This is a genomic window from Gimesia sp. (assembly GCF_040219335.1).
Lineage (GTDB): Bacteria > Planctomycetota > Planctomycetia > Planctomycetales > Planctomycetaceae > Gimesia.
Map to the genome: position 1 here is coordinate 1 of NZ_JAVJSQ010000026.1, position 26,662 is coordinate 26,662.

The 26,662-nt window shown below is 52.0% G+C and carries 16 protein-coding genes; 8 read left to right on the plus strand and 8 right to left on the minus strand.

Annotation, left to right across the window (positions count from 1 at the left end; translation table 11 throughout):
* Positions 1 to 381 precede the first annotated feature (381 nt).
* Positions 382 to 1,482, plus strand: a complete 1,101-nt coding sequence (locus RID21_RS20025) for a DSD1 family PLP-dependent enzyme (RefSeq protein WP_350191921.1) — start codon at positions 382 to 384, stop codon at positions 1,480 to 1,482.
* Between the two features lie 51 nt (positions 1,483 to 1,533).
* Here the strand turns inward: RID21_RS20025 and RID21_RS20030 are convergent, their stop codons facing one another.
* Positions 1,534 to 1,947, minus strand: a complete 414-nt coding sequence (locus RID21_RS20030) for a hypothetical protein (RefSeq protein ID WP_350191923.1) — start codon at positions 1,945 to 1,947, stop codon at positions 1,534 to 1,536.
* 270 nt (positions 1,948 to 2,217) lie between these two features.
* On the opposite strand from RID21_RS20030, the gene RID21_RS20035 reads away from it, so the two are divergent.
* The 3 genes from RID21_RS20035 to RID21_RS20045 all read left to right on the plus strand — a co-directional run bounded on the left by RID21_RS20035 (position 2,218) and on the right by RID21_RS20045 (position 6,181).
* A complete protein-coding gene (locus RID21_RS20035; RefSeq protein ID WP_350191925.1) occupies positions 2,218 to 2,943 on the plus strand; it encodes a hypothetical protein in 726 nt (241 codons plus the stop codon).
* A 25-nt stretch (positions 2,944 to 2,968) separates the two neighbouring features.
* On the plus strand, positions 2,969 to 4,624 hold the full coding sequence (locus tag RID21_RS20040) for a hypothetical protein (RefSeq protein WP_350191927.1): 1,656 nt from the start codon (positions 2,969 to 2,971) through the stop codon (positions 4,622 to 4,624).
* A gap of 180 nt (positions 4,625 to 4,804) precedes the next feature.
* Positions 4,805 to 6,181, plus strand: a complete 1,377-nt coding sequence (locus RID21_RS20045) for a DUF1501 domain-containing protein (RefSeq protein ID WP_350191929.1) — start codon at positions 4,805 to 4,807, stop codon at positions 6,179 to 6,181.
* A gap of 18 nt (positions 6,182 to 6,199) precedes the next feature.
* On the opposite strand, the gene RID21_RS20050 is transcribed toward RID21_RS20045, so the two are convergent.
* From RID21_RS20050 to RID21_RS20070, 5 genes are all read right to left on the minus strand, one after another.
* Positions 6,200 to 11,524, minus strand: a complete 5,325-nt coding sequence (locus tag RID21_RS20050; protein WP_350191931.1) for a DNA repair ATPase — start codon at positions 11,522 to 11,524, stop codon at positions 6,200 to 6,202.
* Positions 11,525 to 11,676: 152 nt separating this feature from the next.
* The gene (locus RID21_RS20055) at positions 11,677 to 13,776 is read right to left on the minus strand and encodes a flotillin family protein (protein ID WP_350191933.1); all 2,100 of its coding nucleotides are present in this window, start codon (positions 13,774 to 13,776) and stop codon (positions 11,677 to 11,679) included.
* 4 nt (positions 13,777 to 13,780) lie between these two features.
* Positions 13,781 to 14,401, minus strand: coding sequence for a hypothetical protein (locus RID21_RS20060; protein ID WP_350191935.1), 621 nt, complete (start codon positions 14,399 to 14,401; stop codon positions 13,781 to 13,783).
* Positions 14,402 to 14,828: 427 nt separating this feature from the next.
* Positions 14,829 to 15,644, minus strand: coding sequence for an enoyl-ACP reductase FabI (locus RID21_RS20065; RefSeq protein ID WP_145189988.1), 816 nt, complete (start codon positions 15,642 to 15,644; stop codon positions 14,829 to 14,831).
* 202 nt (positions 15,645 to 15,846) lie between these two features.
* A complete protein-coding gene (locus RID21_RS20070; RefSeq protein ID WP_350191937.1) occupies positions 15,847 to 17,610 on the minus strand; it encodes a sigma-70 family RNA polymerase sigma factor in 1,764 nt (587 codons plus the stop codon).
* 1,052 nt (positions 17,611 to 18,662) lie between these two features.
* On the opposite strand from RID21_RS20070, the gene RID21_RS20075 reads away from it, so the two are divergent.
* Together RID21_RS20075 and RID21_RS20080 are read left to right on the plus strand one after the other, a co-directional pair.
* Positions 18,663 to 19,808, plus strand: coding sequence for a citrate synthase (locus RID21_RS20075; protein WP_350191939.1), 1,146 nt, complete (start codon positions 18,663 to 18,665; stop codon positions 19,806 to 19,808).
* 129 nt (positions 19,809 to 19,937) lie between these two features.
* Positions 19,938 to 20,825 (plus strand): right-handed parallel beta-helix repeat-containing protein, encoded by an 888-nt coding sequence (locus tag RID21_RS20080; protein WP_350191941.1) that lies wholly within the window; start codon positions 19,938 to 19,940, stop codon positions 20,823 to 20,825.
* Between the two features lie 32 nt (positions 20,826 to 20,857).
* Here RID21_RS20080 and RID21_RS20085 read toward each other — a convergent pair whose 3' ends face one another.
* On the minus strand, positions 20,858 to 21,865 hold the full coding sequence (locus tag RID21_RS20085; protein WP_350191943.1) for a lysylphosphatidylglycerol synthase transmembrane domain-containing protein: 1,008 nt from the start codon (positions 21,863 to 21,865) through the stop codon (positions 20,858 to 20,860).
* A gap of 399 nt (positions 21,866 to 22,264) precedes the next feature.
* Between RID21_RS20085 and RID21_RS20090 the strand changes: the two genes are divergently transcribed.
* A complete protein-coding gene (locus RID21_RS20090) occupies positions 22,265 to 22,582 on the plus strand; it encodes a hypothetical protein (RefSeq protein WP_145043047.1) in 318 nt (105 codons plus the stop codon).
* Positions 22,583 to 22,623: 41 nt separating this feature from the next.
* On the opposite strand, the gene RID21_RS20095 is transcribed toward RID21_RS20090, so the two are convergent.
* Positions 22,624 to 24,174 carry a DUF8689 domain-containing protein gene (locus RID21_RS20095; RefSeq protein WP_350191945.1) on the minus strand — a complete coding sequence of 517 codons (1,551 nt, stop codon included), beginning with the start codon at positions 24,172 to 24,174 and terminating at the stop codon, positions 22,624 to 22,626.
* Between the two features lie 481 nt (positions 24,175 to 24,655).
* Between RID21_RS20095 and asnB the strand changes: the two genes are divergently transcribed.
* Positions 24,656 to 26,629 (plus strand): asparagine synthase (glutamine-hydrolyzing), encoded by a 1,974-nt coding sequence (gene asnB, locus RID21_RS20100; protein WP_350191947.1) that lies wholly within the window; start codon positions 24,656 to 24,658, stop codon positions 26,627 to 26,629.
* Positions 26,630 to 26,662: the final 33 nt, after the last annotated feature.

Sequence of the window (26,662 nt, forward strand, 5' to 3'; positions counted from 1 at the left end):
GCCTGCCTGATGCGCTACAGATTGGCTCAATAATTTTAAATTGACCTGAATCGTTCTGTGACCATCCCGAAGGACAATCACATAACATTCTGGCATCCACTCTTAAAATTTGGGGCCACCAACCATTTTGTCAAAGATCATTCATCAAAGCTGTCAGCTCTTAAGTGTCCATTTTTCATCGACAATTAAGTGCCTGAACTTCAATGGGGACGCGGAGTTTATCGTGGATTTTCAGAACTGTCAACGGAGTGGCAAAAGTTTTTTTAATATTGTTCGAATTCAAGAATTCCATTCGTAGCCCTGCGATTTTTAAACGGTTACGGTACTATCTGGTAATCAACTTTGATGCGTTCAGAGACCTTTTGGATTTTAGGAATTTTCATGACTCAGTCTGTTATTGGATCACATAAGTTCGACCTCGACACTCCTGTACTCTGCATCGACCTGGATATTATGGAATCAAATATTCAGAAGATGTCCGACTATATTCTCAGCCGCGGCAAGACCTGGCGGCCCCATGAAAAATGTCATAAAACCCCCGCCATTGCCCTCGCCCAGATGGAAGCCGGTGCCATCGGCGTGACCTGCGCCAAGGTCTCCGAAGCCGAAGTCATGGCTGCCGCCGGCGTCAAAGACATCCTCATCGCCAACATGATTGTCGGCAAAACCAAATGGGAACGCGTCGTCTCTCTCTGTCGTCATGCCCGCCCCATCATCGCCTGCGACCACTTCGCTCAGATCGAACCGCTGGCGAAAATGTGTGCCGATGCCGGCGTCGTCTGCCGCATGATGCCTGAAGTGAATATCGGCCTCAACCGCGTCGGCTCACGTCCAGGGCAGGACACTCTCGACCTCGCCATGGCCATCGATAAACTCGCAGGTGTCGAACTCGCCGGCATCATGGGCTATGAAGGGCACCTGCTGCAGGTTCAGGATCCGGAAGAAAAACAACAGAAAATCGAAGAAGCGATGCGAACGCTCGTCGGCTGTAAAACCGCCATCGAAGCCAAAGGCATTCAATGCGAAATCGTCAGTGCCGGCGGTACCGGTTCCTACCAGATCACCTCGAACTGCGAAGGCATCACCGAACTGCAGGCAGGCGGCGGCATCTTTGCGGACCCGATGTACGTCAACAAATGCAGCCTGACCGGCCTCGACTACTCCTTAAGCGTCCTGGCGACCGTCGTCAGTCGCCCGGAAAAGGGACGCATGGTGCTCGACTGTGGTCGTAAGACAATGCACCCCGACTTCCAGCTTCCCCTGGTCAAAGCCTGGCCGGACGCCGAAGTCACCGCGCTGAGTGCAGAACACTGTGCCGTCAACCTGGGACCCGAATCACAGGACCTCAAGATTGGCGACAAGATCGAGCTGATCCCCGGCTACGCCGACTTCACCACGATCCTGCACGAAAACTTCTACGGTTTCCGCAACGATCGCCTCGAAGTCGTCTGGCCGATCCAGGGGCGGGGCAAAATTCAGTAAGTTCCCCACCTGACCAACATGATCTAAATCTGAGCCTCGCACCGTCGAGGCTCAGTGGATCATGGTCTGCAGGTGCCTGACCACATAGATCAGCACCGCCCCTCCGAGGAAGGCCAGATTACAGAAGGTCGAGGTGACCGCCGCTTTCTTCAGCGTCGCGGGTAACACGAGCGCGAACAGAAACGTACCAGTCAGAATCATTCCCGGACAAAGTATGGCCTGCTCGACAACGTGGGGTACGTCCCATTTCTGCACATGCCAGATGATATTCAGAAAGAAGACCCCCGCCATATTGAACAGCGAGAGAAAGCCCATGATGGAAAATGCTTTCATTCGCGATGGTTTCTCAATCGGGTCGTCTACGATCAGCCCGTTCGTCTTGTCTACGTAGGCCCGCAGCAGCATCCCTCCAACGCCCCCCCAGATCAGGATGGCCAGGAAGATATTGACGAGAAAGCGTTCCATAAAATCTGCTACCTGTTATGTAAAACTCATTTCTTTCCTGTCCCCGGCAAGCATCACTGCAGAAATGCGTCTGGCTCCATGCTTGCGCCGCAGAACAGTTCAGCACCTTTTTCAGAATACAAAAACACACTGAATAAAAACACATTTCCGGTGTGCATTTTCAGGGAATGCCGGTAGTATTTCAGTAAAGAGAACGGTTCAGACAAAACTCCACAGTCGGCCCCTGCCCGCTCGTGATTCCCCTTGCACATCCAGTAAAGGAACTCGAAATTGAATCAGCCTGACGCTGATCATCAGCTCGAATACGCACGCCAGATGCTGCTGTTGAATCCCCTGGAAGAAGCCGATCAGATTCTGCACCGGCGGCTGCGCCTGATCAAACCAGCAACCTCAAAACAACAATTCGCGGCCGAACCTGACTCAGATCTCACACAGAAAGAGCGGGTCAGCGAACAACTTGACAAGCTGAGAAGTTCGTTCTGGTCATTCGATGACAGAAAACTTCAGCAACGACTCAATGCCATCGACACCAGACCATTTCCCCAACTGGCGATCTTTCACAGCAAACTCAAATCCGTTGCAGAATGCAGGCCCCTGTTCCAACAACTCAAAGCGCACCCCCGTTGTTTCCCGGAGTTTTATGACAAGTTCTGTAAACTGGTTATTGCCCCACCCGCCAAAGCGGTCGCGCTCCGCATGAAATTCCTCGAAGAATCCCGCCGCGGACTGTTGAGCCCCCGCTTCCCCAAGCCCAAAAAATACCGTCAGCTGGCTCAGATCATCAAAAAAGAGTTTCCCCAACTATACGAGCTGGAGAAAGTCTGGATCAATCAGCTGCTGGCCAAACGGAATCGGATTTCGACGCTGGACAACTTCTTCTGGTCAGTCAACAAAGTGGCCTATGGAATCACCTATCTGTTTGTGATGTTAATCCTGGGATTCATCATCGTTTATGCAGCAGACTTTCTCAGCATGCTTTTGAGTTTTCTCGGCTGAGCCTAACCTTGCAGAGGAGCCGAATATGAGTGGCCCCGATGAGCCACAATGGGAATTATTGCCTGACCGACCGGAAGATTTTTTCGGTCTGGAGGGAGATTACGATGTCCTCGATCTGAAACGGAAATACAATTCCTTTATTCGGAAATTCAAACCGGAAAAATTCCCGGAGGAATTCCAGAAAATCCGCGCCGCGTTCGAATCCCTGAACGACGCCCTCCGCTATGGCGAGCCCCTGCCGAGTTCACAACACCTGCAGTTTGACTGGTCCAGTGATACGGAACAGTCCGATTCCGAACTTCAGACAGAGTTGACAGGCTCACCCGCTGCAGATCCGCTCTACAATTCGTCCAGCGAAGCAACTGATAAAGGCCAGAAAACAGGTCTGCTGGAGCGACTCAAAGACGAACCGATCGACGTGCTGTATGCGGAATTGAAACAGCAGACCTCAAAATCTCCCTACGATTATTACGCGCTGGCCGTCTTTGCGGATCTGCTGCCCGAGACGAAAGGTAATTTTGCAGGCTGGATCCTGGAAGGCCTCAAGGTTCACCAGGAAGAGCCCGGACTGTTCGAATTACTGAAACAGTACTTCTCTCAGGAAATTCCACTGAAGGAACTCGCGTCCCTGTTGCTCAAAACGTCCCGCATCGTCAACTCAGACCGCTTTTATTATCTGACCGAAAAAGGCTGGGATCGCTTGATCCGCAACGCGCCTTTCAAGATTTTTCGCAAGACACTCTCCAGCTGCGAAGCAAATTTACGCGACCATCGTGTCGACAACCTGCTGGTCTTCTATCTGCACATTCTGAAACCGGCCATCTGGAAAGCCAGTCAGAAGTGGATCGACCAGATCTTTGCTGAAGTCGACTCCCACTACGATGAACTGCCTTACTGGCTGGAACGCGAATATTACCTGCTGGACCTGCTCCGTCAGTACCGTGAGCAGCGGGACACGTTTATCCAGGAGAGTGCCATCCGCGAGACCATCGACAGGGCCATCAGAAATTACAGTGTGCTTCCCGAAAGCGAAGCCGATCTGGCCTTCCTCGAATGCCAGCTTCTGCTGATCTCCTATGAAGACGATCTCCTGACGGAATTCCCCAAGCTGGACAAACAGCTGCTCAATCTGCGAATCCTCTGGGAACTCATCGCCGATGATGTCTATGAGCGCGTGGAAGTCTATGTTGAATATAGCGAGAGTGAGCAGAGAGACTCGCAAATTCAGAAACTGGCCGATCAACTGTTTCACGAAAATTATGGCCGTCGCTATCAGAACATCACCGAAATGACATCAACCACATACGTCCTGCTGTTTCTGGCTTCGATCATTTCCATTATCTATCTGATCTTTCGGATGTTTTCCTCTTTCTGGTCCTCGCTGCTCTACATCGGCCTCATCGTACTGACCAACTTTATTTTCTTTATCCTCGCGGCCCTCTCCTCAAACTGGCTCAGAGACCGCTACTATCGCGCCGGCTGGCGGTTTGAGATCATGCGTTTCTTCCAGACCTGCTGGCTCCCCCTGGATGAAGTCGCCGAGGGCCTGGAAGCCCTGAACGGCACCAAAAAAGACGATATCGAATACGAAGAACTGGACGAAATCGCCAACCTCATGCGGCTCGACCCTGGGCTGTTTATCTACGTCACAGCCCAGCGATTACTGCATGCGAGTCACTGAACGTCATCTCCTGGAACACCGCTGTAAACGCTCTGGCTGAAGCCGCGAAATCAGTGTTTTTTAATTCAATTCACTCGAAATACTGTGAAAAAACTTTTTCCCTTGGCACTTCTCACACATCCCGATAACATAAACGTGCGCTGATGTTTAATGTTTCCCTCCCACCGGAGTCAGAAGTCCATGAGTTTTCGCCAATCCCAGACAGGCTGCTCAGAGTTCCGGAAGTCTTTGAATCTGCAGCGACGTGATTTTCTCAAAGCCGGCGGACTCGGGCTGACCGGTTTGACGCTCGCAGGACTGTTAGAGCACGAAGCACACGCTGGACCGGCAGCGAAGACGGAAAACTCGGTCATCATTCTCTGGATGCGGGGTGGTCCTTCACAACATGAAACCTGGGATCCCAAACCCCTGGCTCCCGCCGATTACCGCGGCGCGTTCGGCGCGATTAAAACCTCGGTCCCCGGTATTGAGATTGTCGATCTGATGCCCCGCTGTGCCAGCATCATGGACAAGTGGTCGATCATTCGCAGCCTGCACCATTCCAACGCCGGACATTCCGCCGGTGACCAGATCCTGTTTACCGGCTATCCCCCCGGAACGGATCCCACCACCAACGTCCATCCCAGCTGTGGCGCCGTGGTCTCAGAGCAACTGGGGCACCTGACTCCTGAGCTCCCTCCCTATGTCATGATCCCCCGCCAGGTACCGGGCACTGATTCCGCCTACCTGGGTGTCGCACACAAACCCTTCGAAACCCTGGCCGACCCGGCTAACGCAGGTCCTTTCACCCTGCAAAACTTCTCGCTGGTCGAAGGCATGAGTCAGAATCGTTTTTCCCGCCGCAAGGATTTACTGAAAGGGTTCGACCAGTTCCGCACCGACCTGGACCGCTCCGGTCAACTGGATGCGATCAATGAGTTCCAACAGCAGGCGTTCGGCATCCTGAGTTCCGACAAAGCCCGCAAGGCCTTTGACCTGGACGCAGAACGGGACAGTACCCGCGACCGCTATGGCTTCACAGCCCGTTACGATCCGATGGATCCCCGGCGCTGCAGTGCGAGTGCCTTCTCACAACGGCTCCTGCTGGGACGCCGCCTGGTGGAAGCTGGAGTGCGTCTGGTCACTGTCGACTGCCGCTGGTGGGATACGCACGTTGAAGGTTTTGACTCGATGAAGAACGGCTTCCTCCCCCGCTGGGATCAGGCCTATTCGGCGTTGATCGAAGACCTCGATCAGCGGGGACTGCTGGAATCGACACTCGTCATCGCCTGGGGCGAATTCGGACGCACCCCGCGGGTCAATAAGAATTCGGGCCGCGACCATTATCCGAATGTGTTCAGCGCCGCAATCGCCGGCGGCCCCGTCAAAGGGGGACGCGTCGTTGGCTCTTCCGATTCGAAAGGGGCTTTCCCCAAGGACAACCCGAAAACACCCCAGGACGTCCTCGCCACGATTTACCAGCACCTGGGCGTCAACACCGAGAAACACTACCTGGATCATTCCGGACGCCCGATAGTGACGCTCCCCTTCGGTGAGCCGTTACACGAGCTGGCATGAACATAAATAACAGACAGGTTACTCGTCGTCCACGCGTTTAATCAACGCGTTGTAGTCTTTCATGCAGCGTTTCACCAGATCCTTGAGTTCCTGAAACTCGGCCTGGTTAGCCTGCGAAGAATTGAGCAGAGGCTGCATCCAGCCCTGCATCAGGTCGAACTGCGTTTCCAGCACATTCAACAATGAGCGGGGAATCTTATTGACCACGGTAATCCGGTCGTCGGGTTCCACAGCCGGTTTCTCAGCAGCCGCCTGCTGTGTTTCACGAGTCTGCAGTGACTTCTCAAACAGTGTCGTCACATCTTTCGTCCCCGAGCTCAGAGCTGCCTGGATGGCGCGCAGGCTCTCGGAGAGATTCTGGAACCGTTCCGCGAATTCGCGGGCATATTGATCCAGGTTAGTCTCTGTTTTCTCTTCTGTCAGTCTGCCGATGCCGGCGTTCATGGCTTCGCGGATATCCTGTAGTCCTTCGCCTACATTCGCCAACTGTAGAATCGCCTGTGCCATGCGATCTTCACCGCCCACACTCTTTAACTGCTGATTCTTACGGAATGACTTTTTGATGTCGTTCCAGCGCTGCAGCTCGGCTTCCTTCAGGATGCCCATCAGTTCCTTGAACTTCAACAGGTTGGCTTCAGTATCCGAGGTCAGGGTCTGGGCATCGTTTTCGTAGTTGGAAACAATCAGCGTTTCCAGTTCCCTGTCATTCATCACCGCAAATACCTTCTCAGCAATGCGGTTCATGTTTCGGTAGGACCCCTGCAGTTTGAACGCCGGTTCGGTCCGGTATTCGTCTGACTGGGCCGCCGAGCGGATGTATTCGCGGTTCACACTCAAAATCACATCGCGAACCCGAATCAGTTTCTTCATCGTGGAAACCATCTCGTTCAGTTCTTCGACGGAATAGTTGCCTTCCAGGTCGCCGCGTTCGCCGGTTCCATCTTCGGCCATCTGAATGATCGTGTAAATGTCTTTCTGACTGCGTGACGTGAGCGGATTCAAAACCGGGTTGGAGGTAATACAGTTTTCCAGGTAGCTCATTTCGAACGCATCCGCGTGTTCGCCAATCACTTCACCCAGGTTATAAATGTCGGCCCGGTTTGAAAGCATGTCGGGGATCTGGAACTTTTCCCCACTCTCGGTATACGGGTTCCCAGCCATGACGACCGCTACTTTGCGTCCCCGCAGGTCGTAGGTCCGTGTCTCCCCTTCGTAGACCCCTTCGATCTTCCGCTGGGCGTCACACAGAGAGATGAATTTCTGCAGGAATTCGGGATTACAGTGCTGAATATCGTCCAGGTAGATCATCACGTTGTCGCCCATTTCCAGCGACAGGTTCAGCTTCTTCACTTCTTCCCGGGCCCCCGCATTCGGTGCGGATGCGGGATCGAGCGAAGTCACCTGGTGCCCCAGGGCCGGCCCGTTGATCTTCATGAAGATGATCCCCAGGCGATTGGCGATGTATTCCATCAGCGTGGTCTTACCATAACCCGGCGGAGACACCAGCATCAGCAGTCCCATCCGGTCGGTTCGTTTATTCTCGCCCGCTTCCCCCATCTGCTTGGCCAGGTTATCGCCAATCACAGGCAGATAAACTTCATCCAGGAGACGGTTCCGGACAAACGAAGTCAGCACCCGCGGACGAAACTCTTCCAGTCGCATCGCATGCCGGGCTTCGTCGACGATTTCTTTCTTGAGCGTGACATAGGATTCGAAGCGGGGCACTTTCACCTGCTGGAATTCATTCAACCGCTGCATGAACCGGTTATAGTGCAGGTGATATTCGCCCTGCTGAATCCGGGCATGCGAACCCGAGAGCCCACTGATCTGATCGGTCACCCGGGCATCGATCAGTCGCTGACGATCCAGTTTGCCCGCCAGCAGCAGTAAGGCAATTTCATCCCGGTAATCTCTGTCTTCATCGGAATTCAGATGATCCAGGTAAGCGCCGACCCAGTCCCGGGCCAGCAGAAACCAGTTCAGCGGATTGGCATGAGTCGCTTCGAGACTCTCCTGGAATCGTTCCAGTGCGTTATTGTGTTTTAAGTACTTCTCAAATTCCTGGAACAGCTCTCCCGCCCGCTGACTGACCACGAATTGATTGCCGTGCACGAGTTCCTGGAACAGGTACTCTGCAGACTCGGGAACCAGCGCCGGTTCGAAACAATGCAATCGTTGTACGAACTCCGTCAGCTGTTGTTGAAGTTCGCTGATATAGTACTGCTGTTTTCCGGTCTGTGGGAAGACCTGCATGATGCGACCAAAACCAGAGAGCTGCGATTCAAACAGCGTTTTCAGCTCCGGGGCACAGAAGTAATTCCAATAGAGATTAGACAGAGATCGGGCCGCAGGCTGGTATCGCAACAGTCCCAGGGCCGGCTTAATCTTGAGTAGCGATTTGACGAGCAGCAGCGCATCCTGATCGTGCACTCCCTTCACGTAGCCTTCGCTGTAGCGGGGCCCCATAAACTTCTGAATGAATGCCAGCAGTTCTTCATCGGTCAGTTTCACCACCGATTCCAGCGATGTTTCCGGATCGGAATCCAGTGAATTCAACAGCGTATAGGCCAGGTATTCAACGCGATAAACGTCCCTGTTTTCGGAGACCAGTTCCTGGTTCCAGACATCACGGGTCGCCAACAGCCGTTCGTCTTCAATTTCAGAAAAGAAATTAGTCCCCGTCAGATGCAGTTGCAGCACATCGTCCCGCATGACCGTGGTCAGATCCAGGGCCTGACGATTGACGGTAAAATTACGATTGCCCAGCCGGATGATATTTTCGCCATCAACAAACAGTTCCTGCTTGTCTTTCAACTGCCGGACCGCGTCTTCGCGAATACTCTTCAATCGGCTCTGGATGTCGTCGACCTTGACCGTGTCTTCCAGCTCACCCAGTTGCCGTACGATATCCCGCACTTTGTCGATCATCAGATCCGAGGCAAAGTAACCGTTGATCTCGTTGATCGATTCGAGCTGCTCTGCCCGACTGCGAATGCCGGTCAGAATCCGTTCGGCCGATTTCGTCAGCGAATTGGCCCGTTTATTTCGGCTTTCCACAATCGCCAGTTTGCGCGATTCAAACGCCGCGTAGATCTCTTCCCGCTTCTCTGTCAACTGCTCGACGAACTCATCGAATTCAGCGAACCGGCCTTCCAGCTCTTCAACCTGAATCATCAGTTTCGTCAGGAAGTCATCACACTTCTCGGGGGAATCACTGACATCCAGGTAGTTAACGACTCCCTGGTTCAGCAGCTTGATCTGGGCATTGAACTCAGCGACGCCTTCGACCGACATCAGATCCTTGATGCGATTCTTCAGCGCAGCCCGACTCTGATTGATGCGTGAGAAATTGGCAGAGATATTGTCGATGATCGCAGTCCGCTGCGTGGTGTCTTCCACTTTCAGATTACTGACAATATCGATCAGCATCTCCAGCTCACCGGAACTGGCTTCGATCTCTTCTTCCACCTTCCGCGCGTCGGCTACTTTCTCGACCGTTTTAATCTTCTCGGAGGCAGCAGAGATCCGGTCGGCGTACGGTTTCAGGGCATCTTTTCGCAGCAGGAACTCAACACAGCGTCCAGCCAGTTTTTCGGTTCGTTCGCTGACTTTCGCTTCCAGTTGATCGACCAGCGTCACATCGACATACCGCAAATCTCGCAGGGAGATGACATCCCCCCGCAGACTCCGCAGGCTGGCCAGGCTCTGTACGAAATCATCGATCTGATCGAACCGGCGATGATCGATGGCGACCAGGGTTTCGCGGGTCTGCGTCTCGACTTCGGCGGTCTTCTTCCTGGTATTCTGCCTGAGCTGCAGCACCTTTTCATACTCGGTGACCGCAGCTTCCGCCGCTTTCTTGATTTCCAGGACCACTTCACCCAGGGCATACGTATCCTGATGATTGATCCAGAAATAGGAATCCAGCACGTCCGTTGACTGTTTCACCAGATCGACATACAGATTTTCGTAAGCATCTCTGCGGTAAATCAGCCCAAGGAGTTCATGGCACTCTGCCATCCCGCGGACAATGTCCTTATTGCCGATTTTATTGAGATAGGAATCGGTCTTGTGGGGAACTTCAAAAGATTCGCTGACGTAGGGCGTTTTCCAAAGCTGAATCGTGTGATGTTTCTGTGGCTCTCCCTGTCCCGAGAAACAGATCAGCTCGCCCCCTTCGAACAGCGTAAACCCATGGCAGATCATCGGGGTATCAAGTTTCTGTTCGATCACATTGTACTGCAGAAGCACGTGCACACCCTGTTCGGGCTGATAGAAGACGTAGAGAAAGTCTTCCCCGTTCGGTGCCGCGATCCGTTCCTGGTAGAGCATGTCCTGCAGGTCGGTTTCAAACGTTTTCGAATCCCCATTCTGCAGATAATAGCCGTTGGAAAACACGAGGCCATGATCATCGGGCAGCAGAATACAGGCATCCTTGATCGAATCCAGCCGCCGGGCCTGCTGCAGCTTTTCATTGTAAATGAAATAACGGAATTTCGATTCTTTGTAAGGACGAATCTTGAGCAGAATCAGTGAGCCGATCAATGCATAGAAAATCTCGGCATCATCGAGCGTCTGATCCGGGTCATCCACGGGTTCCGCGTAGATACCCTCACCGGTATCGGTGTTGTTCTCGATCTTGATGGTCAGGTCGCCGCCAATGGTCTCCACAAACAGACGGTCATCAATCGAGATATGAGGATGCACGCCCGAATAATGCAGATCGCGGTGTGTCCGCACCCACTCGAATTCCTGCTGGGGTGGATACTGCACTTCGTGATCGCTGCGGTTATCCACGTAGACCAGTTGATCTTCCTGGAAGGCCCATTTAAATGTTTTAAAATCGCGGGCTCCCTGCCCCACCTTGAACAGCATGTATAAAAAAGGTCCTTTGACAAAAAACTTGGCAAAGGTCGCATTCTTATAGTAGCGGTAGATGTCCTTGAAATCTTTTTCGAACGCTGGGTCCTGAATCAGATCCAGGGGGAGGTTGTGATAAGTTCCGTCTTTGAATTCGTAGACTGAAAACACATCACTCAGCTGGATTTCTGTTTTCAGCCCGAAACGCACATTGTAGCCAAACAGAAACCGGTTCCCGACCGCCAGCATATCACGGGGCACGCAGTTGTGCTCGGTCGTAATCCGATCGCTGCCCAGCAAGCGGGTTTCAATCGAACCAAAGACTTCCTTGCGACGTTCATTCAGTTGCGACAGGCGGGACTGCAGTTCCTTACCACGACTCTGCAGACGGTTCTGAATGATTTCATACGTACTGCTCTCCAGCGCAATGGCGTCCGCATTGTCGGCTGCAGTCTCGGATGTATGATTTTCTGAATCCGCCATTTGTTCGTGAATCCCGTGGCTCACTGTTTCAGTTGATTGAGTGAAGCATCCGTCTGAGGTAACTGTCTGCTCTCACGGCCGGTTCAACCGGGCACAGGAGAGCAGACCAGACCTCTTATCCGTCCAGCTAGAGCATGACTCGCAGCTCTATTTTACGATTGCACCTTGGCTTTCATAAAGGAGGACACTTTCTGGTCGGAGATTCCGAGATTTTTGACGGTTGCCAGCAGGCGGTTCAGGGTCGAACGGTCTTCATCGCTCTCGGCCTGAACGAGCAGCTGTGAGATCAAAGCGGCAATCGACAGGTTCTTGGCATCTTCGAAGGACATGCCAAACCGGGAGATAAAGGTCTGGAGCTGGTCTTCAAAGTAGTCCGGATTTCCGTTGAAGAACGTGTTCTTGATATCCGTCAGGGTTTCGCTGTTGTGCACGAAACGATCGATGGATTTACCACTCTTGATCGAATCCACAATCTTATCGAAGAAGGTGGTTTCGCCACCCACGATGTCGATCCGGGCCGATTTGAGTGCCTCGCCGACAATACCGGCCTGAGCCTCGGCGATCTCCTGCTGAGCCGAAATCGCTGCCAGTTCGATATCTTTTTCCTTGTTGATTTTGATCTTGAATTCTTCGTGATCGCGGCCGACTTCGTCGAAGAGCTTCATCGCATTGGCTTTCTCTTCGATACCATTGGCTTCTGAGCTGAACTTCAGCTTCATCACGTTCGCTTCCGCGGTTCCGGTCTTTTCGGTCGCTTCGGCTTTGGCCATCATCACGTTGGCTTCGGCCTGACCGGTCTTCTCGGTGGCGGTTGCCTTGGCAATCATGACCTGGGCATCGGCCAGACCTTCTGCGGCACCGTCGGCCGTTTTGGCTTCCGCCATGACTTTGATCGCATCCGATTTCTTTTCGGTTGCCGTCTTTTCGGCTTCGGCTTCGATGACCATTTTTTCGGCCAGCAGTTCGGCAGATGACTTCTGTGCTTCGGCCGCTTTGACTTCCTTGACCAGGTTTTCCTGAGCTTCCATTTCCGCTTTGGTCACGGTGACCTGTTTCAAACGGTCTGCAGTCGCGAATTCGTGCGTATCCTTGATGCGTTCTTCTTCTTCGACCACGGCTCGTTCGACAATCACCCGCTCGCGGATCACTTCCTGAATGTTCCGTTTTTCTACTTCAATCGCTTTATCTTTCTCGATATCAGCAATGCCGACAACCCGTTCACGTTCCGTGACTTCCAGCAAGCGATCTTTTTCAACCCGTTCGGTCTCAACCGCGTCGGTCCGTTCTTTATTCTTCTGAGCCACAATGATCTGGCGAAGTTTGTTTTCTTCAGCGATCGACAGTTCTTCGTCGGTGCGAATCCGCGCGGATTCCGCTTTCAGACGCTCTTGATGTTCTACCTGTCGAGCTTCGGCTTCTTCACGAGCCGTCAACGATGCGATTTCCCGCTTCTGTTTCTCAACCGCTTCGACCCGCTGACGTTCCAGTTCCAGAATCGTTTCCTGGGCTTCCACGTCCTGCTTCTTGATCGTCTTTTCTTTTTCCCGCGTAATATTGTTCGACAGCACGTGTTCCCGGGCGGTGAGGTCGGTAATCTTCTTGATCCCTTCCGCATCCAGAATGTTGGTCGGGCTCAACTTCTCAAGCGGTGTCTGTTCCAGGAAGTCGATCGCACAGTCATCCAGAATGTACCCGTTCAGATCGGTGCCGATGATTTTGAGGATTTCTTCCTTGAACTTGTCCCGCTCGTTGTAGAGCTCAACAAAGTCAAAATGCTTACCGACCGTCTTCAAAGCTTCTGAGAACTTGGCATCAAACAGTTCAATCAGGGCATCCCGGCTGGAAGCACGTTTACAACCCAGTGATTGCGCCACGTTGCGAATGTCATTCGAAGTATTGTTGACTCTCACGAAGAAAGCCACTTCGATATCAGCCCGGATATTATCCCGACAAATCAGCCCCGCTTCCCCTTTGCGGGCAATTTCGATCCGCTTGACCGAGAGGTCCATCTGGTCGGCACGGTGCAGGATCGGAATGACAAAGATCCCTTCCCCGTTGGCAACTTTAAGGTTCCCGACCCCGGTTCGTACCAGAGCCTCTTCCGGTCCAACCTTGCGATAGAAACGGGAAAGTGCCATCGCAAAACCAGCCAGCACGACCCCGATCACGACAATTGCGGTGACAATGGACCCACTGAATAAATCGACCCCCAACAGTTGAGCTGTGGGTAACTGAAGTACCGATATGGACATGTTCTTAGGACTCCTGGTTAATTTTAACGACGTAAAAGGCCTGTGTTTCCTGGTTATAATCCGTCAGACGCACCAGATCTCCCTTCTGGATTGTTTCGTCTTCCGAACGAATATGCAGCTTGAGAGGGGCTCCTTCCGTCTCCAGTTCGGCCTGGCCGAACTTCTCTGTGACCGAACTGCTGGTCACACGACATGATTTGCCTAACAATGTTTCGATTTGATTGGGGGGAGTAAACTGAAAATATCCCTTGAATGGCTGCGTAATCAACTTTGTAACCACCAGACTGATCCCCAGATTTCTCAGGAACAGCGGGAGATAGTCCATCGCAGATTGAATCTCGACCCCGGCATCGAAGTTGATGGAGAGCATCCACATACTGAGCGAGAAAATACTCATCCAGACCATGACGGGCACTTCACCGAGATTCAGGAACTTCAAACCGATGAAGCCAAAATCCAGTATGGACGGGCCATGACCGCCGACTTCAAAGTCCAGATCAAAATCCAGCAGATCAAAGTCCAACACCCCGATAATCACAAACAGCCAATACAGCACGCAGATGGCGACCAGTACCGTTGCCGGCAGGGTGGGCCAGTTCAGAGCTGCGTGCAGTAATTCAGTCACGGCGGGCTTTCAGCTTTAAAGGATATAAAATCAGCTCACACCTCCCGGACAGCAGGGAAGTGCGAAATCCTCACGTACCTCGCTGGAAAGAGAATCCAACGAGTATGGTTCTTTCAGTATGAACCATAAATCAGATTTGGCAGACTAAAGAACGTAAAAATCAGTCCAGGGATCACGAAAACCGGGCAATCCGGCAGATTTTTTCCCGATAGAGGAATCGCGCCTAAAAAGGGAGTTGTTCAGCACACACCCCCTGTAGGGAAATCAGAATCAAAAACGGGGAAATCTTCTGTGAAGAAATAAAAACGACTCAAGTAATGACTCCTCGCCTCCGAAGTGCACCGCGCATGAAAAAACCACCTGTTGCAACGATTCTGTGCAACAGGTGGTTCAACAGGATTATGCTGATTGCCAGCAGGGAGCAGGCTTAGCCTTCCATCTGCTGTAATTCGATTGGCGGAGCACCCATGATGTGGTAACCCGAATCGACATGGTGATTCTCACCGGAAACACCACTCGAGAGATCGCTCAACAGGTACATGCCTGCTTTGCCGACGTCATCCGGGGTAATGTTCTTCCGCAGGGGTGACATGGTGGAGTAGAGCTTCATCATCACATCGAACTCACCCACGGCTGAGGAGCTGAGTGTTTTCAGCGGACCAGCGCTCAGGCTGTTCACGCGAATGCCTTCAGGGCCCAGTTCATTCGCCAGGTACATTACGGTGTTTTCCAGTGCAGACTTGCAGATCCCCATGACGTTGTAACCGGGAATCACTTTCTCACCGCCGAGGTAGCTCAACGTGAGCATGCTGCCGCCCGGCTTGAGAATTTCGCGGGCACGACGGGCAATGGTGATCAGGCTGTAAACGCTGATTTCCATCGAGAGCTTGAATCCATCCCGGCTGACGTTATAAACCGGTCCCTTGAGGTCGTCCATGGGAGCATAGGCGATTGAGTGCAGCAGAAAATCAATTTGTCCGTACTCAGCCTTAACCTTTTCGAACACCTTATCCAGGTCTTCTTCCTTGGTCACATCGCAGGGAATCATGATCTCTGCCCCACGTGGCTCTACCAGCTTCCTCAGCCGACGCTCCATACGGGGACGCTCGGGGTCTTTATCGGGAAGGTGTGTGAAAGCCATCTCGGCTCCCTCATCATACAGCTTCTCTGTAATCGCCCAGGCGATGGAATGGTCATTCGCAATGCCAAATACAAGACCTTTTTTACCTTCAAAAAGCCCCATGCTGTGATACTCCGTAAATTTTTAAAAATCCAGATAGATTGAAGTGACGGGGATATTCAATCTGCTACTGTAAATTGCGTCTTAATACAGCGTATAAACTATTCGAATTGCCGCCAATAGAAAAGCCAAAGGCGGCCTGTTGTTCGTGAAAACAACAAACCGCCTTGAATCTAAGGAGTATCAATTTCAGATCAGAGCTGGTTTATTCCAGTGCTCCGACCATGCTGGAGGATTCCTGTTCTGACTGAACACCCTCTTCTGTCTGATTTTCCTCATCTTCCTTATTGGGGAAGATGGCATCCACGAACCCACGCAGGTGCGCACTTCGCGTCTGGTGCTGCAGTTTCCGCAGGGCCTTGGATTCGATCTGACGGATACGTTCGCGGGTCACCTTGAAGATACGACCGGTTTCTTCGAGGGTGTAGCTGTAACCGTCACCCAGACCATAACGCAGACGAATGATTTCCCGTTCGCGATAGGTCAGACTTTTAAGCACGTGCTCGATTTTGTCTTTGAGCATTTCCCGCATTGCGGCGTCGGCAGGTGAAGATTCGTGTCCGTCTTCCAGGAAATCGCCGAAGCTGCTGTCTTCGCTTTCTCCGACGGGTGTATCCAGACTGATCGGATGCTTCCAGGTCTTCATGATCCGCTCGGTCTCTTCCACACCCAGTCCGACGGAATCAGCCAGTTCTTCCATGGTCGGTTCGCGACCGGTTTCCTGGCGAATCTGTTCGCTGCGGGCTTTGAGGGTCGAGATGCTCTGGAACATGTGGACGGGAATACGAATCGTCCGGGCATGGTCCGCAACGGCACGGGTAATTGCCTGACGAATCCACCAGGTAGCGTAAGTTGAGAACTTATAACCACGGCGGTATTCGTATTTCTCAACGCCCCGCATCAGGCCGGCATTTCCTTCCTGGATCAGATCCAGGAAGCTCAGGCCACGGTTACGATATTTCTTGGCGATCGAAACAACCAGTCGCAGGTTACCGCCGGAAAGTTGCTGTTTCGCTTCCGTCCAGTCATCGAAGCGACGTTTGATTTCACGTGAACGACTCTGAAAGTCATCGGACGATTCAACAACCATGGTTGTCAGTTCTGCCAGTTCGCGTTCCAGCAGACGTGTGTCCGTTGTCTTGTGACGCAGTTGCCGAAAGTCTTCCAGCTGTTCCTGTACTTCACGCATCCGACCGGCAATCTGGTGAATACGTTTCAGGACAGGCTGTAGACGCTGAGTTCGCAGACAGAGTTCTTCACAGAGGGTCGCCATTTTCTGGCGACGAATTCTCATGCGTCTGCGAATTTCGCGCTGTTCGACTTTGCCGGCTTCACCCGATTCGAGTTTTTCAAAATCGTCGCGATTTTTCTCCATTAACGCCTGCAAAGTGGCGATATTAAAAGGCATCCGGCCCATGATCTGATCTTTGGTGGCATCCTCAGTATCAGAAGTTCGCAGTGTGCGTTCGAAGGGCAGTTCACCCGCGTAAACTTTCTCCAGAGTATCGATGGCAATCTTCAGTGCAAAGTCAGATTCGAGCACAGTGCGGCGGAACCGCTTGCGCGTAATCTCGATTTTCTTTGCCAGAAAAATTTCACGCGAACGACTCAACAGAGGAATGTTACCCATCTGGCTGAGATACATGCGAATGGGATCGCGTGAAGAGAGAGAAGTATCAGCCTCCACCATCGACGAACTGGAATCGTCGTCATCGTCTGAATTGGCTGAGGCTTCCGGGTCCGTTTCGGCAGATGTATCCATGGCAGATACTTCTTCCTCATCGATATCTGCATTCGGATCATCAATCAGGTCCAGGGCACGCTCTTCCAGACCGACGACGATGTACTCGATCAGAGACGGATCGCCACCTTCATCAGGCAGGAACGTATGAACCTGTTGAAATGTTAGAAAACCTTGTTCTTCCGCTTCCTGAAATAATGAATTCAGATTGGCATCGAAACGGTGCACGGGTCACTCCCTTTATTATGTATTATCAAATCTGTCGGTCACACGTCCGTGCGTAACCACGGCGTTTTTGTTTATGAGAATAAAAGGGAAGCCTGATATGAAGCGTCAAAGCTGACCATCTGACATCCCTTTTCCTGTTGTTATATCTGTATTAATCGAGCGGACATGTTCTAATTCCACTCTACTCATACCTGTCTGCTTCCTATAGAGTCAGACAGTGAAATAATCATAAAACTCATCAAAACCTGAAGACGTTCTCTGAGCCCGGCGAAATAGTCCTTCAGTAACATCAACTGCGAGGAGAAAGGCTCAATGCAGAACCTGGTCTTTTGAGGTAGATTGGGCGTCGCGTAGAACAAACTGCCGCTGGCATTGCTCAAATACGCACTCGTGCTCTTAGTCGGAGCATCCGGTTCGCCAACATCATTCTTCAAGAGGGTTCTCTCCCAAGGCATCCTTACAACTCCCGAGAACCTGAAAAAGCCAATAAGCCTCCAGCTCATATAGCCCCATACTACCACAACTTTCTGTAACGTCTACGGAAATCCCCATCACGAATTAAAAAATTGTAAAAAACCTCTCAAGCTTTACCTGTCAATAACTTACGACTAAATCCTGCCTGCACTTGCAGAGCCAGACCCACCTCCGTCCACAGGCATGTTCATGGGATTTAAATCTCAATTGTGCAGCAATTTAAGGGCTCCACACCGAGACAGCTTCCCCAAGACGTTCCCTCGCATACTGTTATTTTCACACCATACCCTAAATAGTCAATCCCCCGATTTAGATCCTCTGCTGAACATTTAGGGGATCTTCCAGCTTTGACAGTTTTTCTGAAACCGACCCGACAGTTCTGGAGATGTCCTCCGGGAAACAATTGGTCTTGATTGAACTTATACCCGGGCTTGATATACTGGTTGTCGAGGCGTTTTCAATACATTGTTTAAAAACAATTGAGGCGGGTAACCGCCGGACCAGAGCCTTCGTTTACGTGATAGCTACCCTTTACTGTAAATTTATTGGCTGTAGATGAGAAAGTGAAATCAGTTCAAATGAGTGCAGACACAGAGAAAACATCAAACGAAGCTGTCAAGGGTCTCAAAGGAATCATTGCAGCCGACAGTTCCATCTGTTTAGTCAACGGTACTGAAGGGAAGCTGCTGTATCGTGGTTACAACATCGATGACCTGGCGGAAAACGCAACCTTCGAGGAAGTTTCATTCCTGCTGCTGAATGGCGAACTTCCTAACGAATCTCAACTGGCAGACTACCAGAACGAGTTGAAGAAACATCGCAGCATCCCCGCAGAACTGATCGACACCCTGAAGAACTTGCCAGAGTCAGCACCACCAATGGCGCTGCTGCGGTCACTGACCTCTCTGGCTGGTGTTTACGATCCGGATGCCGAAGAAGAGTCTTACGAAAAACGGTTGGAGATCTCGATCAAACTGATTTCTCAAATCCCCACAATGGTTGCCGCCATCCATCGGATTCGCAAAGGCCTGGAGCCTGTTGAACCCGATTCCAGTCTCTGCCACGCGGGCAACTTCATGTATATGCTCAACGGTGAGAAACCGAGCGAAGACGCCACCCGCGCCATGGACCTGATTCTCACCCTGCACGCAGAACACGGTTTGAACGCCAGTACGTTCACCAGCCGGGTGATCATCGCCACACTCCCCGATATTTACTCCGCAATCACCGGAGCCATCGGTGCTCTGAAAGGGAAACTGCACGGCGGTGCCAACACCGAAGTTCTCAAGACCCTGTTCGAAATCGGTTCCCTTGAGAACATTACTCCCTACATCAAGAATGTGCGGGAAAACAAAGGCAAATTCATGGGCTTTGGCCACGCGGTTTACCAGGTGGAAGACCCGCGTGCCAAGCACCTCAAAGAATTGTCTCGTCGACTGGGAGAAGAGACCGGCGAACCCAAGTGGTACGAAATGTCGATCGAAATGGAAAAGCAGGTCTACGCGGAAATCAAGCGGAACTGCAACGTCGACTTCTACTCGGCCAGCCTGCAGCACTACATGGGCATCCCCGGCGATCTCTTCACCTGTATCTTCGCATCCAGCCGGATCGCGGGATGGTGTGCTCACATTCTGGAACAGCTGGATGGCAATAAAATCATCCGCCCCAAGGCGAACTACATCGGCTACGAAGAACGTTCTTACGTTCCGGTCAGCCAGCGTTAAAACGACGTTTTCAACTCGCACTCCAAAAACCCCGGCCAGCTTGCCGGGGTTTTTTCTGCATTTTGTAACTACACAACCAAACGCTTAATCAGTTCAATCTGGCGACAGAAATCAGTCAGGGAGCCCGCAATGCCAAATGCCAGCCGAAGTGTCCGATTTCAGATCCGGTGCCTGTGCCTGCTGCTTGTCCTGTCTGGCTGGCATATCACAGCAGAATGCGGCGTAATCTATGTCGACAATCGCGCGGGCAATAATTCCTTTAACGGCATCGCCCTCAAAACGACCAATGGCAAGAACGGCCCCGTCAAAACGATCCAGCGGGCCCTCGAATATGCCCGCCCCGGAGACAAGATCATTCTGGTCAACAACGAGCAGCCTTACCAGGAAGCATTGACGCTGTCCGGCAAACGGCATAGCGGGCTGGGTAAGGAAAAATTCACGATCCTCGGGAATGGGGCTACCATCAGCGGAGCCATCCCGGTCCCGCAAAATGGCTGGCGCAAGCTCGACAACGGGCTCTGGAAAGTCACTCCCTATCGCAAAGGCTATTTTAATCTGTATCTGAATGGAAAACCGGTGCCCGAATTTGAACCAGCCGCGGGTGAAACATTGAAACTCTCAGAGATCCCCGCAGGGAAATGGGCGGTTCACCATGGATCCATCATCTATCGCGAACAGAAAAACCAGCAGCCGTGGATGGAATCCTTCTCATTGGCCGGAAAATCAGTTGGGCTCTCGCTGATCGATGTTTCGGGAGTACAGATTTCAGACGTGACGTTTGAAAATTTCCGCCTGGATGGCATCAATGTTCATGATCGCTGCAAAGAAATCGTCCTGGATAAAGTCACCTGCACCGGAAACGGACGCTGTGGATTGTCCGTCAATGGGACCAGCCAGGTCGAAGTCATCGATTCCAAACTGATCGACAACCGCGTAGAAGACCTGCTCATCACAGAACAGGGTGTAGCCAATGTGAAGCAGACACAACTGGGCAAAGAAGTAGAAGTGAAACCCTGAGCTTCGCTTCACCCCCCCGATTCTGCAATCGTCTAGCGTTCGCCGTCCTGCCCTTCCAGATCTTCGAGCTCTTTCTCCGCTTCCCGCTCGGCATCGCTCAGCTTCAGGCCAGTCCGATTCGAGTAATACAGGCCTACCAGTGTCACGGGTATATACTGCACCAGGTGATAGTAAATGGAAGCGGCAAATGCTTTCGCTTCAGGCACGCCAAACGGTTGCAGACTGATCTTGAAACAGAACTGAACCACTCCGAAAAAACCAGGCGTCGCGGGGACAGTCACCCCGAATGCAGTTACTCCCAGCACCACAAAAGCCGCCAGGGGAGTAATCTCGATCTGGAAACTCCAGAGTGCCACCAGAATACTCAGACCATTGATAAACCACTGTGCAAATGAGGTCCAGATGATCCCAAATGCCAGTCGCCCGCTTTTCATCGAAGCCATTCCCTCCGCTCCCGCACGCATCATTTCCAATACGAGGTGCGTCAGTTTTTCAGGCAGAAAGGGAATCAGACTGAACAGTTTCTGAAACAGGCGAATCACTGCTTCCGTCCAGATCAGATACGCGGCCAGCACCAGGATGATCACAGGCATAATACCTGCCAGAAACAGGCTTGCTGTCTGATAATCTTTCGAAAGACCAGGTGCGAAATAAATACCGCACCAGAGGTAACAGAGAATCGCCACAATATCGAACAACCGCTCCAGAACCACGGTTGAGAGTACGGTTGTTTTGGGAATCTGAAACTGCCGCCCAAGGACATAGACTCGCAAAAACTCACCCAGATGCGCAGGCAGAATGTTATTCCCCATGAAGCCAATCATCATCGCCGGGGCCACTTCGGAGATCTTCAACTTCCGGACCGGTTCCAGCAGCATCCGCCAGCGATAGGCTTTCAACCAGAAGAAGAGAAACAGCAAGCCCAGCATCACGGGCAGCGTCCAGTAATTTGCCTGGCGGAAACTTTCTTTAATCTGCTGCAGATTGACTCCCCAGAGTGCCGCCACCAGGCAGGCAATCGTGATGATGACACCCAGCATCAGCTTGATCAGTTTCGATTTATTAATGGGAATCTCTCCAAAACACAGTCAGCGAACAAAGCAGAATACTTCAACAGAATGGAAAATCTTTTATCGCATCAACTTTATTTTTCAAAGGGGAATCCATTCGGCCGTGGCATCCACAGCATATTTAGAACTCCATGTTTATCTATTTTCACAGAGATCGCACTGCTGACGCAGGAATTTTTTACAATGTTCCTACCTTTAGGTTAAAACCTCTTGCCAACTTAATAAGAGAATTTTATCCTTCTTTCCTCTTCGCACGTATTGGCATACTTTCCCAATCTCAAATTGCGTGCAGGGACTCTACCCCATAAAGATTCCAGTTCGGATTTACAGGAATATTTTATCAAGGGATTGAACGTAAGGAGCTCATGGATGAGCGTTTTAAAAATCTATTACCCCGAAGAAACTACCACCGAAACCCCCGTCACACAGACAGAATCTCAACCAACGATTCTGCCATTCCGTCGGGCACTTAACCGTCAGCCTCGGTTCGAACGACAGACTGACTGGGTTCTGAACCGCGCACGAATCCTGTTTCAAAATCAGCAGTGCCCGGCATGCAACAGTTCCTCAGTTGAGAAACTGGAACTGAGAGACGGCTTGCTCAACCGCAGGAACCGGATGATTCCGGGAACGTCTACGGTTGTAGGCTTCCGTTGTGAATGCTGTGATACGGAATGGCCCGCCTGAAACAGCTGCGATCCTTTCCAGGATAACGGTAGTTCGAGGACTTACATCACAGAGAAGTAGTTTTCGACAGCAAAGTCGAATGCCTCCGCGCTGAGTTTGCGCGGCAGTTCCTTGTAGGTGCAGAAGTTCTTGACCTGCAACAGGAGGTCGCGCGGCTGACAGGCGCGGAACGGTCGATCTACGGCCTTGTAATGCGTATCGACCAGGTGCTGGTAAGCCTCCTCGTCAAACTGGAAGCCCATGATCGGCGCCATCAACTCAAACAAGGCCCGGAATTCCTCCTCGGAGGGATCGAGGGCCTCGATTTTGTAAGGAATACGACGCAGAAACGCAGCGTCGACCAGATCCTTCGGCTCCAGGTTCGTTGAAAAGATAATCAACTGGTCGAAGGGCACCTGAATCTTTTTCCCGCTGGGCAGGTTCAGGAAGTCGTAGCGTTTTTCCAGCGGAACAATCCAGCGGTTGAGTAACTCATCCACGGGCATCCGCTGACGTCCAAAGTCGTCGATCACAAACGTCCCGCAGTTACTCTTCAACTGCAGAGGGGCTTCACAGATCTTGGTCTGCTGATTCTGCGTAATTTCCAGTTCCTTCATGGTGAGTTCCCCCCCGGCGATCACCGTAGGACGCACAATCTGCACCCACCGCTGATCAATGCCGGACAGGTCAAACAACCCCTCGGCTGTCTCTTCCTGAACAACCTCTTCGTGCAGTCCCGGGTCGAAAATTCGTATGATATCCCCATCGATGCCCAGGCAGCGGGGAATCCAGATCGTTGAACCAAAGGCTTTGGTAATTCGCTCTGCAATACTCGTCTTCCCGTTCCCTGCTTCACCGAAGAGGAACATCCCCCGGCCCGAGTTGACGGCAGGCCCCAGGCGATCCAGCATCTTGGGATTAATAATCAGATCGGAAAAGGCTTCTTTCAGATCCGCTTGTGTGGCTTCCTGCTTGGCGATACTCTGCAGTTCCATCGCCTTAAGGTAGTCTTTAAAACAGACGGGGGCCGCTCCGAAATAGGTACACTCCTGCGCATACCGTCGTGCGCGTTCCCGACCGAGTTCGGTAATCATGAATTCATAGTCGCCCATCTCGGCAGTACTGCCATAGGCAACCAGTTGATCCTGCTTGGCACGTTTCAGAATGGCATCCACAATTCCAAAGGGCAACTTGACCTGCTTGCAGATCTGGCGTCCCGTTTGAGTCCCTTTCGCCAGCAGATACTTGAGGATCAATCTCTCGATTTCATCCTGGGTCAATCCGGTATCTTCCAGCGTTTCCGGACACTGAGGAACGAATTTCCCCTGCGATTCTTCGGCACTCCCTTTCAGCAGGGACTGTACGCGATTAAACAACTGGCTCAGATGCTGATCCTTGCCAATCACCCGCATGGGTTCGCTTAATTCGGGAAGTGCAGAGGTCGACACCCCATCGGCGTCGTCTTCAGCATACGAGTCCGAATCGTCAGAAACCTCCGCGGCAGCCAGCTCCAGCATGCTCAAAGAGGCCAGAAGCTCTTCGGTATTCACCGTATTCGATGCGGTTTTCCCTGTGGCTTCTTTTTCATCATGATGGGATTGAAGATTGGACACGTCGGAAGTAGTTTCATGAGCTGACATATTCGGTTCACATTCCATCTAATGCGTTGAATGGAAAAGCCGCATCATCCGGTCGTATCTTTTCCGGCCAGGCCCGCTTTGATGTAAGTGAGAGGAAGTGCAACCTGCTTTCACACGCTGCAACGCAAACATAGCTCGGGTAATGTGAGAGTCAAATTTGTTTTTCAACTCTGATTGATCATCGCCCGCTTCAGGCAAATTGACTTGATCCACCACGGTTTGGTCCCCCCCATCTCATCAGTGACCAGAAGTTCCCTGCAACAGCTGGACCGATCGCAGGAGTTGCACCAGTTAATCATCAAAATAGTCAATACCCTGTTTATTTTTCTAAACAGCCAGGCGAACACACAGGGAAAATTTGACTTGGTACCCCCTCGACCTAGATTCCCTCTGTAAGAGTATTCTCTTGCAGACAGGCAACTTCCATCTCTTCTTACTTGAACTGGATGCTTCTATGTGTGGAATTGCGGGCTTCATCCGCACTGATCGACGCCCCGTCGAACAGGCAGAACTGAAAAAAATGATTGCCACTCTGAATCACCGCGGTCCTGATGCCTCAGGCACACAGGTCTCGGATTCAGTCGGACTCGCCCACAGTCGACTCAGCATTGTCGACCTGGCCGGTGGCCTGCAGCCCATGCAGACTCCCGATGGCATGCTCAGCGTCACATTCAACGGAGAGATTTTCAACCACATCGAACTGCGTGCCCAGCTTCAGCAGAAAGGCTACCAGTTCCAGACCCACTCCGATACAGAAGTCATCCTGCTGATGTACGCCGAATATGGTCCTGAATGCGTACATCACTTTAACGGACAGTGGGCCTTCGCAATCCATGATCGACGCAAACAGGAAGTCTTTCTGTCCCGCGACTGGATGGGAATCCGACCACTGGTCTATACGCAGACTCCCAGTCGCTTTTGCTTTGCCTCAGAAATCAAAGCCCTGTTTGCCCTGCCGGATGTCGAACGACGCGTCGATCACACAGCATTGAACCAGCTGTTTACCTTCTGGTCTCCTCTGCCTCCCCGTACATTTTTTGCCGGTGTCTCTGAACTGCCCCCCGGTCATTCCATGATCGTGAAAGACGGTAACGTCAAAATCTGGCAATACTGGAATCTCGACTATTCACCCAACGAAGACAACCGCTCACTGGACGACTGGGCAGACGAACTGCGGTCGCTGCTGATCAACGCCACCCAGCTCCGGCTGCGGGCTGATGTGTCCGTCGGCGCCTACCTGAGCGGCGGACTCGACTCATCAATCACAGCCGCCATCATTCGCAATTACACCAACGCCCCGCTGAACACCTTCTCGGTCAACTTCAATGACAAAGATTTTGACGAAAGCCAGTTCCAGCAGGAAATGATCACCGAACTGGGCACCGACCATCAGACAGTCTGCTGCTCTTATGACGATATCGGACGCATCTTCCCGACGGTAATTCAGCACACAGAAAAACCGGTTTTACGCACAGCACCTGCCCCCATGTTTCTCCTGTCGAAACTGGTCCGGGAAAGTCAGTTCAAAGTCGTCATGACGGGAGAGGGTGCCGATGAAGTCTTCGGTGGCTACGACCTGTTTAAAGAAACAAAAATCCGTCGCTTCTGGAGTCGGCAACCGGATTCCAAAATCCGTCCGCTGCTGCTCAAGCGTCTCTACCCTTACATGAAAAATCTGCAGGCCCAGTCCCCCGACTACCTGAAGGCGTTCTTCAAGATTCGTGAAGACGAACTCGACAGCCCCTTCTTCTCGCATCTCCCGCGCTGGGACCTGACAGCCAAACTCAAAACATTCTTCAGTGATGACCTCAAACAGGAACTGCAAACACAGGATCCACCGGCTGAGTTCCAGCAACAGCTGCCCGCTCAGTTTTCGGAGTGGCCTTCCTTCTGTCAGGCACAGTACCTGGAAGCCATCAATCTGATGCCCGGTTATATTCTGTCTTCCCAGGGAGACCGGATGGCGATGGGCAATTCAGTCGAAGGCAGGTTCCCGTTCCTGGATTACCGGGTGGTCGAGTTCGCTTCCCGCGTTCCCGTACGCTTCAAGATGAACGGTCTCAACGAAAAATTCCTGCTGAAATACGCCTTGAGAGACCTGATTCCCGACAGCATACGCCAACGTCCCAAACAACCGTATCGTGCTCCGGACGCACACAGCTTCATCGACTCAAACAGCCAGCGGGCACGGTTTGCTTATGTCAACGAACTGCTGTCACCGGAACGCCTGGAGGCGCATGGACTGTTCCAGCCCACCGCAGTCCAGCGACTGGTCAAAAAGATGGAACAGGGACGCGCCATCGGCACGCGAGACAACATGGCTCTGGTCGGAATCCTTTCGACCCAGATTCTGGTCGAACAGATGATCAACGGCCAGACAGTCACAGCCGGAAAAGAAACAACAGCTCCCGCCACCATTACGAGTTAACACAATCCCTTAATAACATCTCCACTCAGTACA

Coding starts and splice junctions, on each gene's coding strand:
- RID21_RS20065 (WP_145189988.1), bottom strand. CDS start 15,644: ATGGGGCTTTTTGAAGGTAAAAAAGGTCTTGTATTTGGCATTGCGAAT.
- RID21_RS20080 (WP_350191941.1), top strand. CDS start 19,938: ATGCCAAATGCCAGCCGAAGTGTCCGATTTCAGATCCGGTGCCTGTGC.
- RID21_RS20040 (WP_350191927.1), top strand. CDS start 2,969: ATGAGTGGCCCCGATGAGCCACAATGGGAATTATTGCCTGACCGACCG.
- asnB (WP_350191947.1), top strand. CDS start 24,656: ATGTGTGGAATTGCGGGCTTCATCCGCACTGATCGACGCCCCGTCGAA.
- RID21_RS20075 (WP_350191939.1), top strand. CDS start 18,663: ATGAGTGCAGACACAGAGAAAACATCAAACGAAGCTGTCAAGGGTCTC.
- RID21_RS20025 (WP_350191921.1), top strand. CDS start 382: ATGACTCAGTCTGTTATTGGATCACATAAGTTCGACCTCGACACTCCT.
- RID21_RS20085 (WP_350191943.1), bottom strand. CDS start 21,865: ATGCTGGGTGTCATCATCACGATTGCCTGCCTGGTGGCGGCACTCTGG.
- RID21_RS20090 (WP_145043047.1), top strand. CDS start 22,265: ATGAGCGTTTTAAAAATCTATTACCCCGAAGAAACTACCACCGAAACC.
- RID21_RS20055 (WP_350191933.1), bottom strand. CDS start 13,776: ATGTCCATATCGGTACTTCAGTTACCCACAGCTCAACTGTTGGGGGTC.
- RID21_RS20045 (WP_350191929.1), top strand. CDS start 4,805: ATGAGTTTTCGCCAATCCCAGACAGGCTGCTCAGAGTTCCGGAAGTCT.
- RID21_RS20030 (WP_350191923.1), bottom strand. CDS start 1,947: ATGGAACGCTTTCTCGTCAATATCTTCCTGGCCATCCTGATCTGGGGG.
- RID21_RS20050 (WP_350191931.1), bottom strand. CDS start 11,524: ATGGCGGATTCAGAAAATCATACATCCGAGACTGCAGCCGACAATGCG.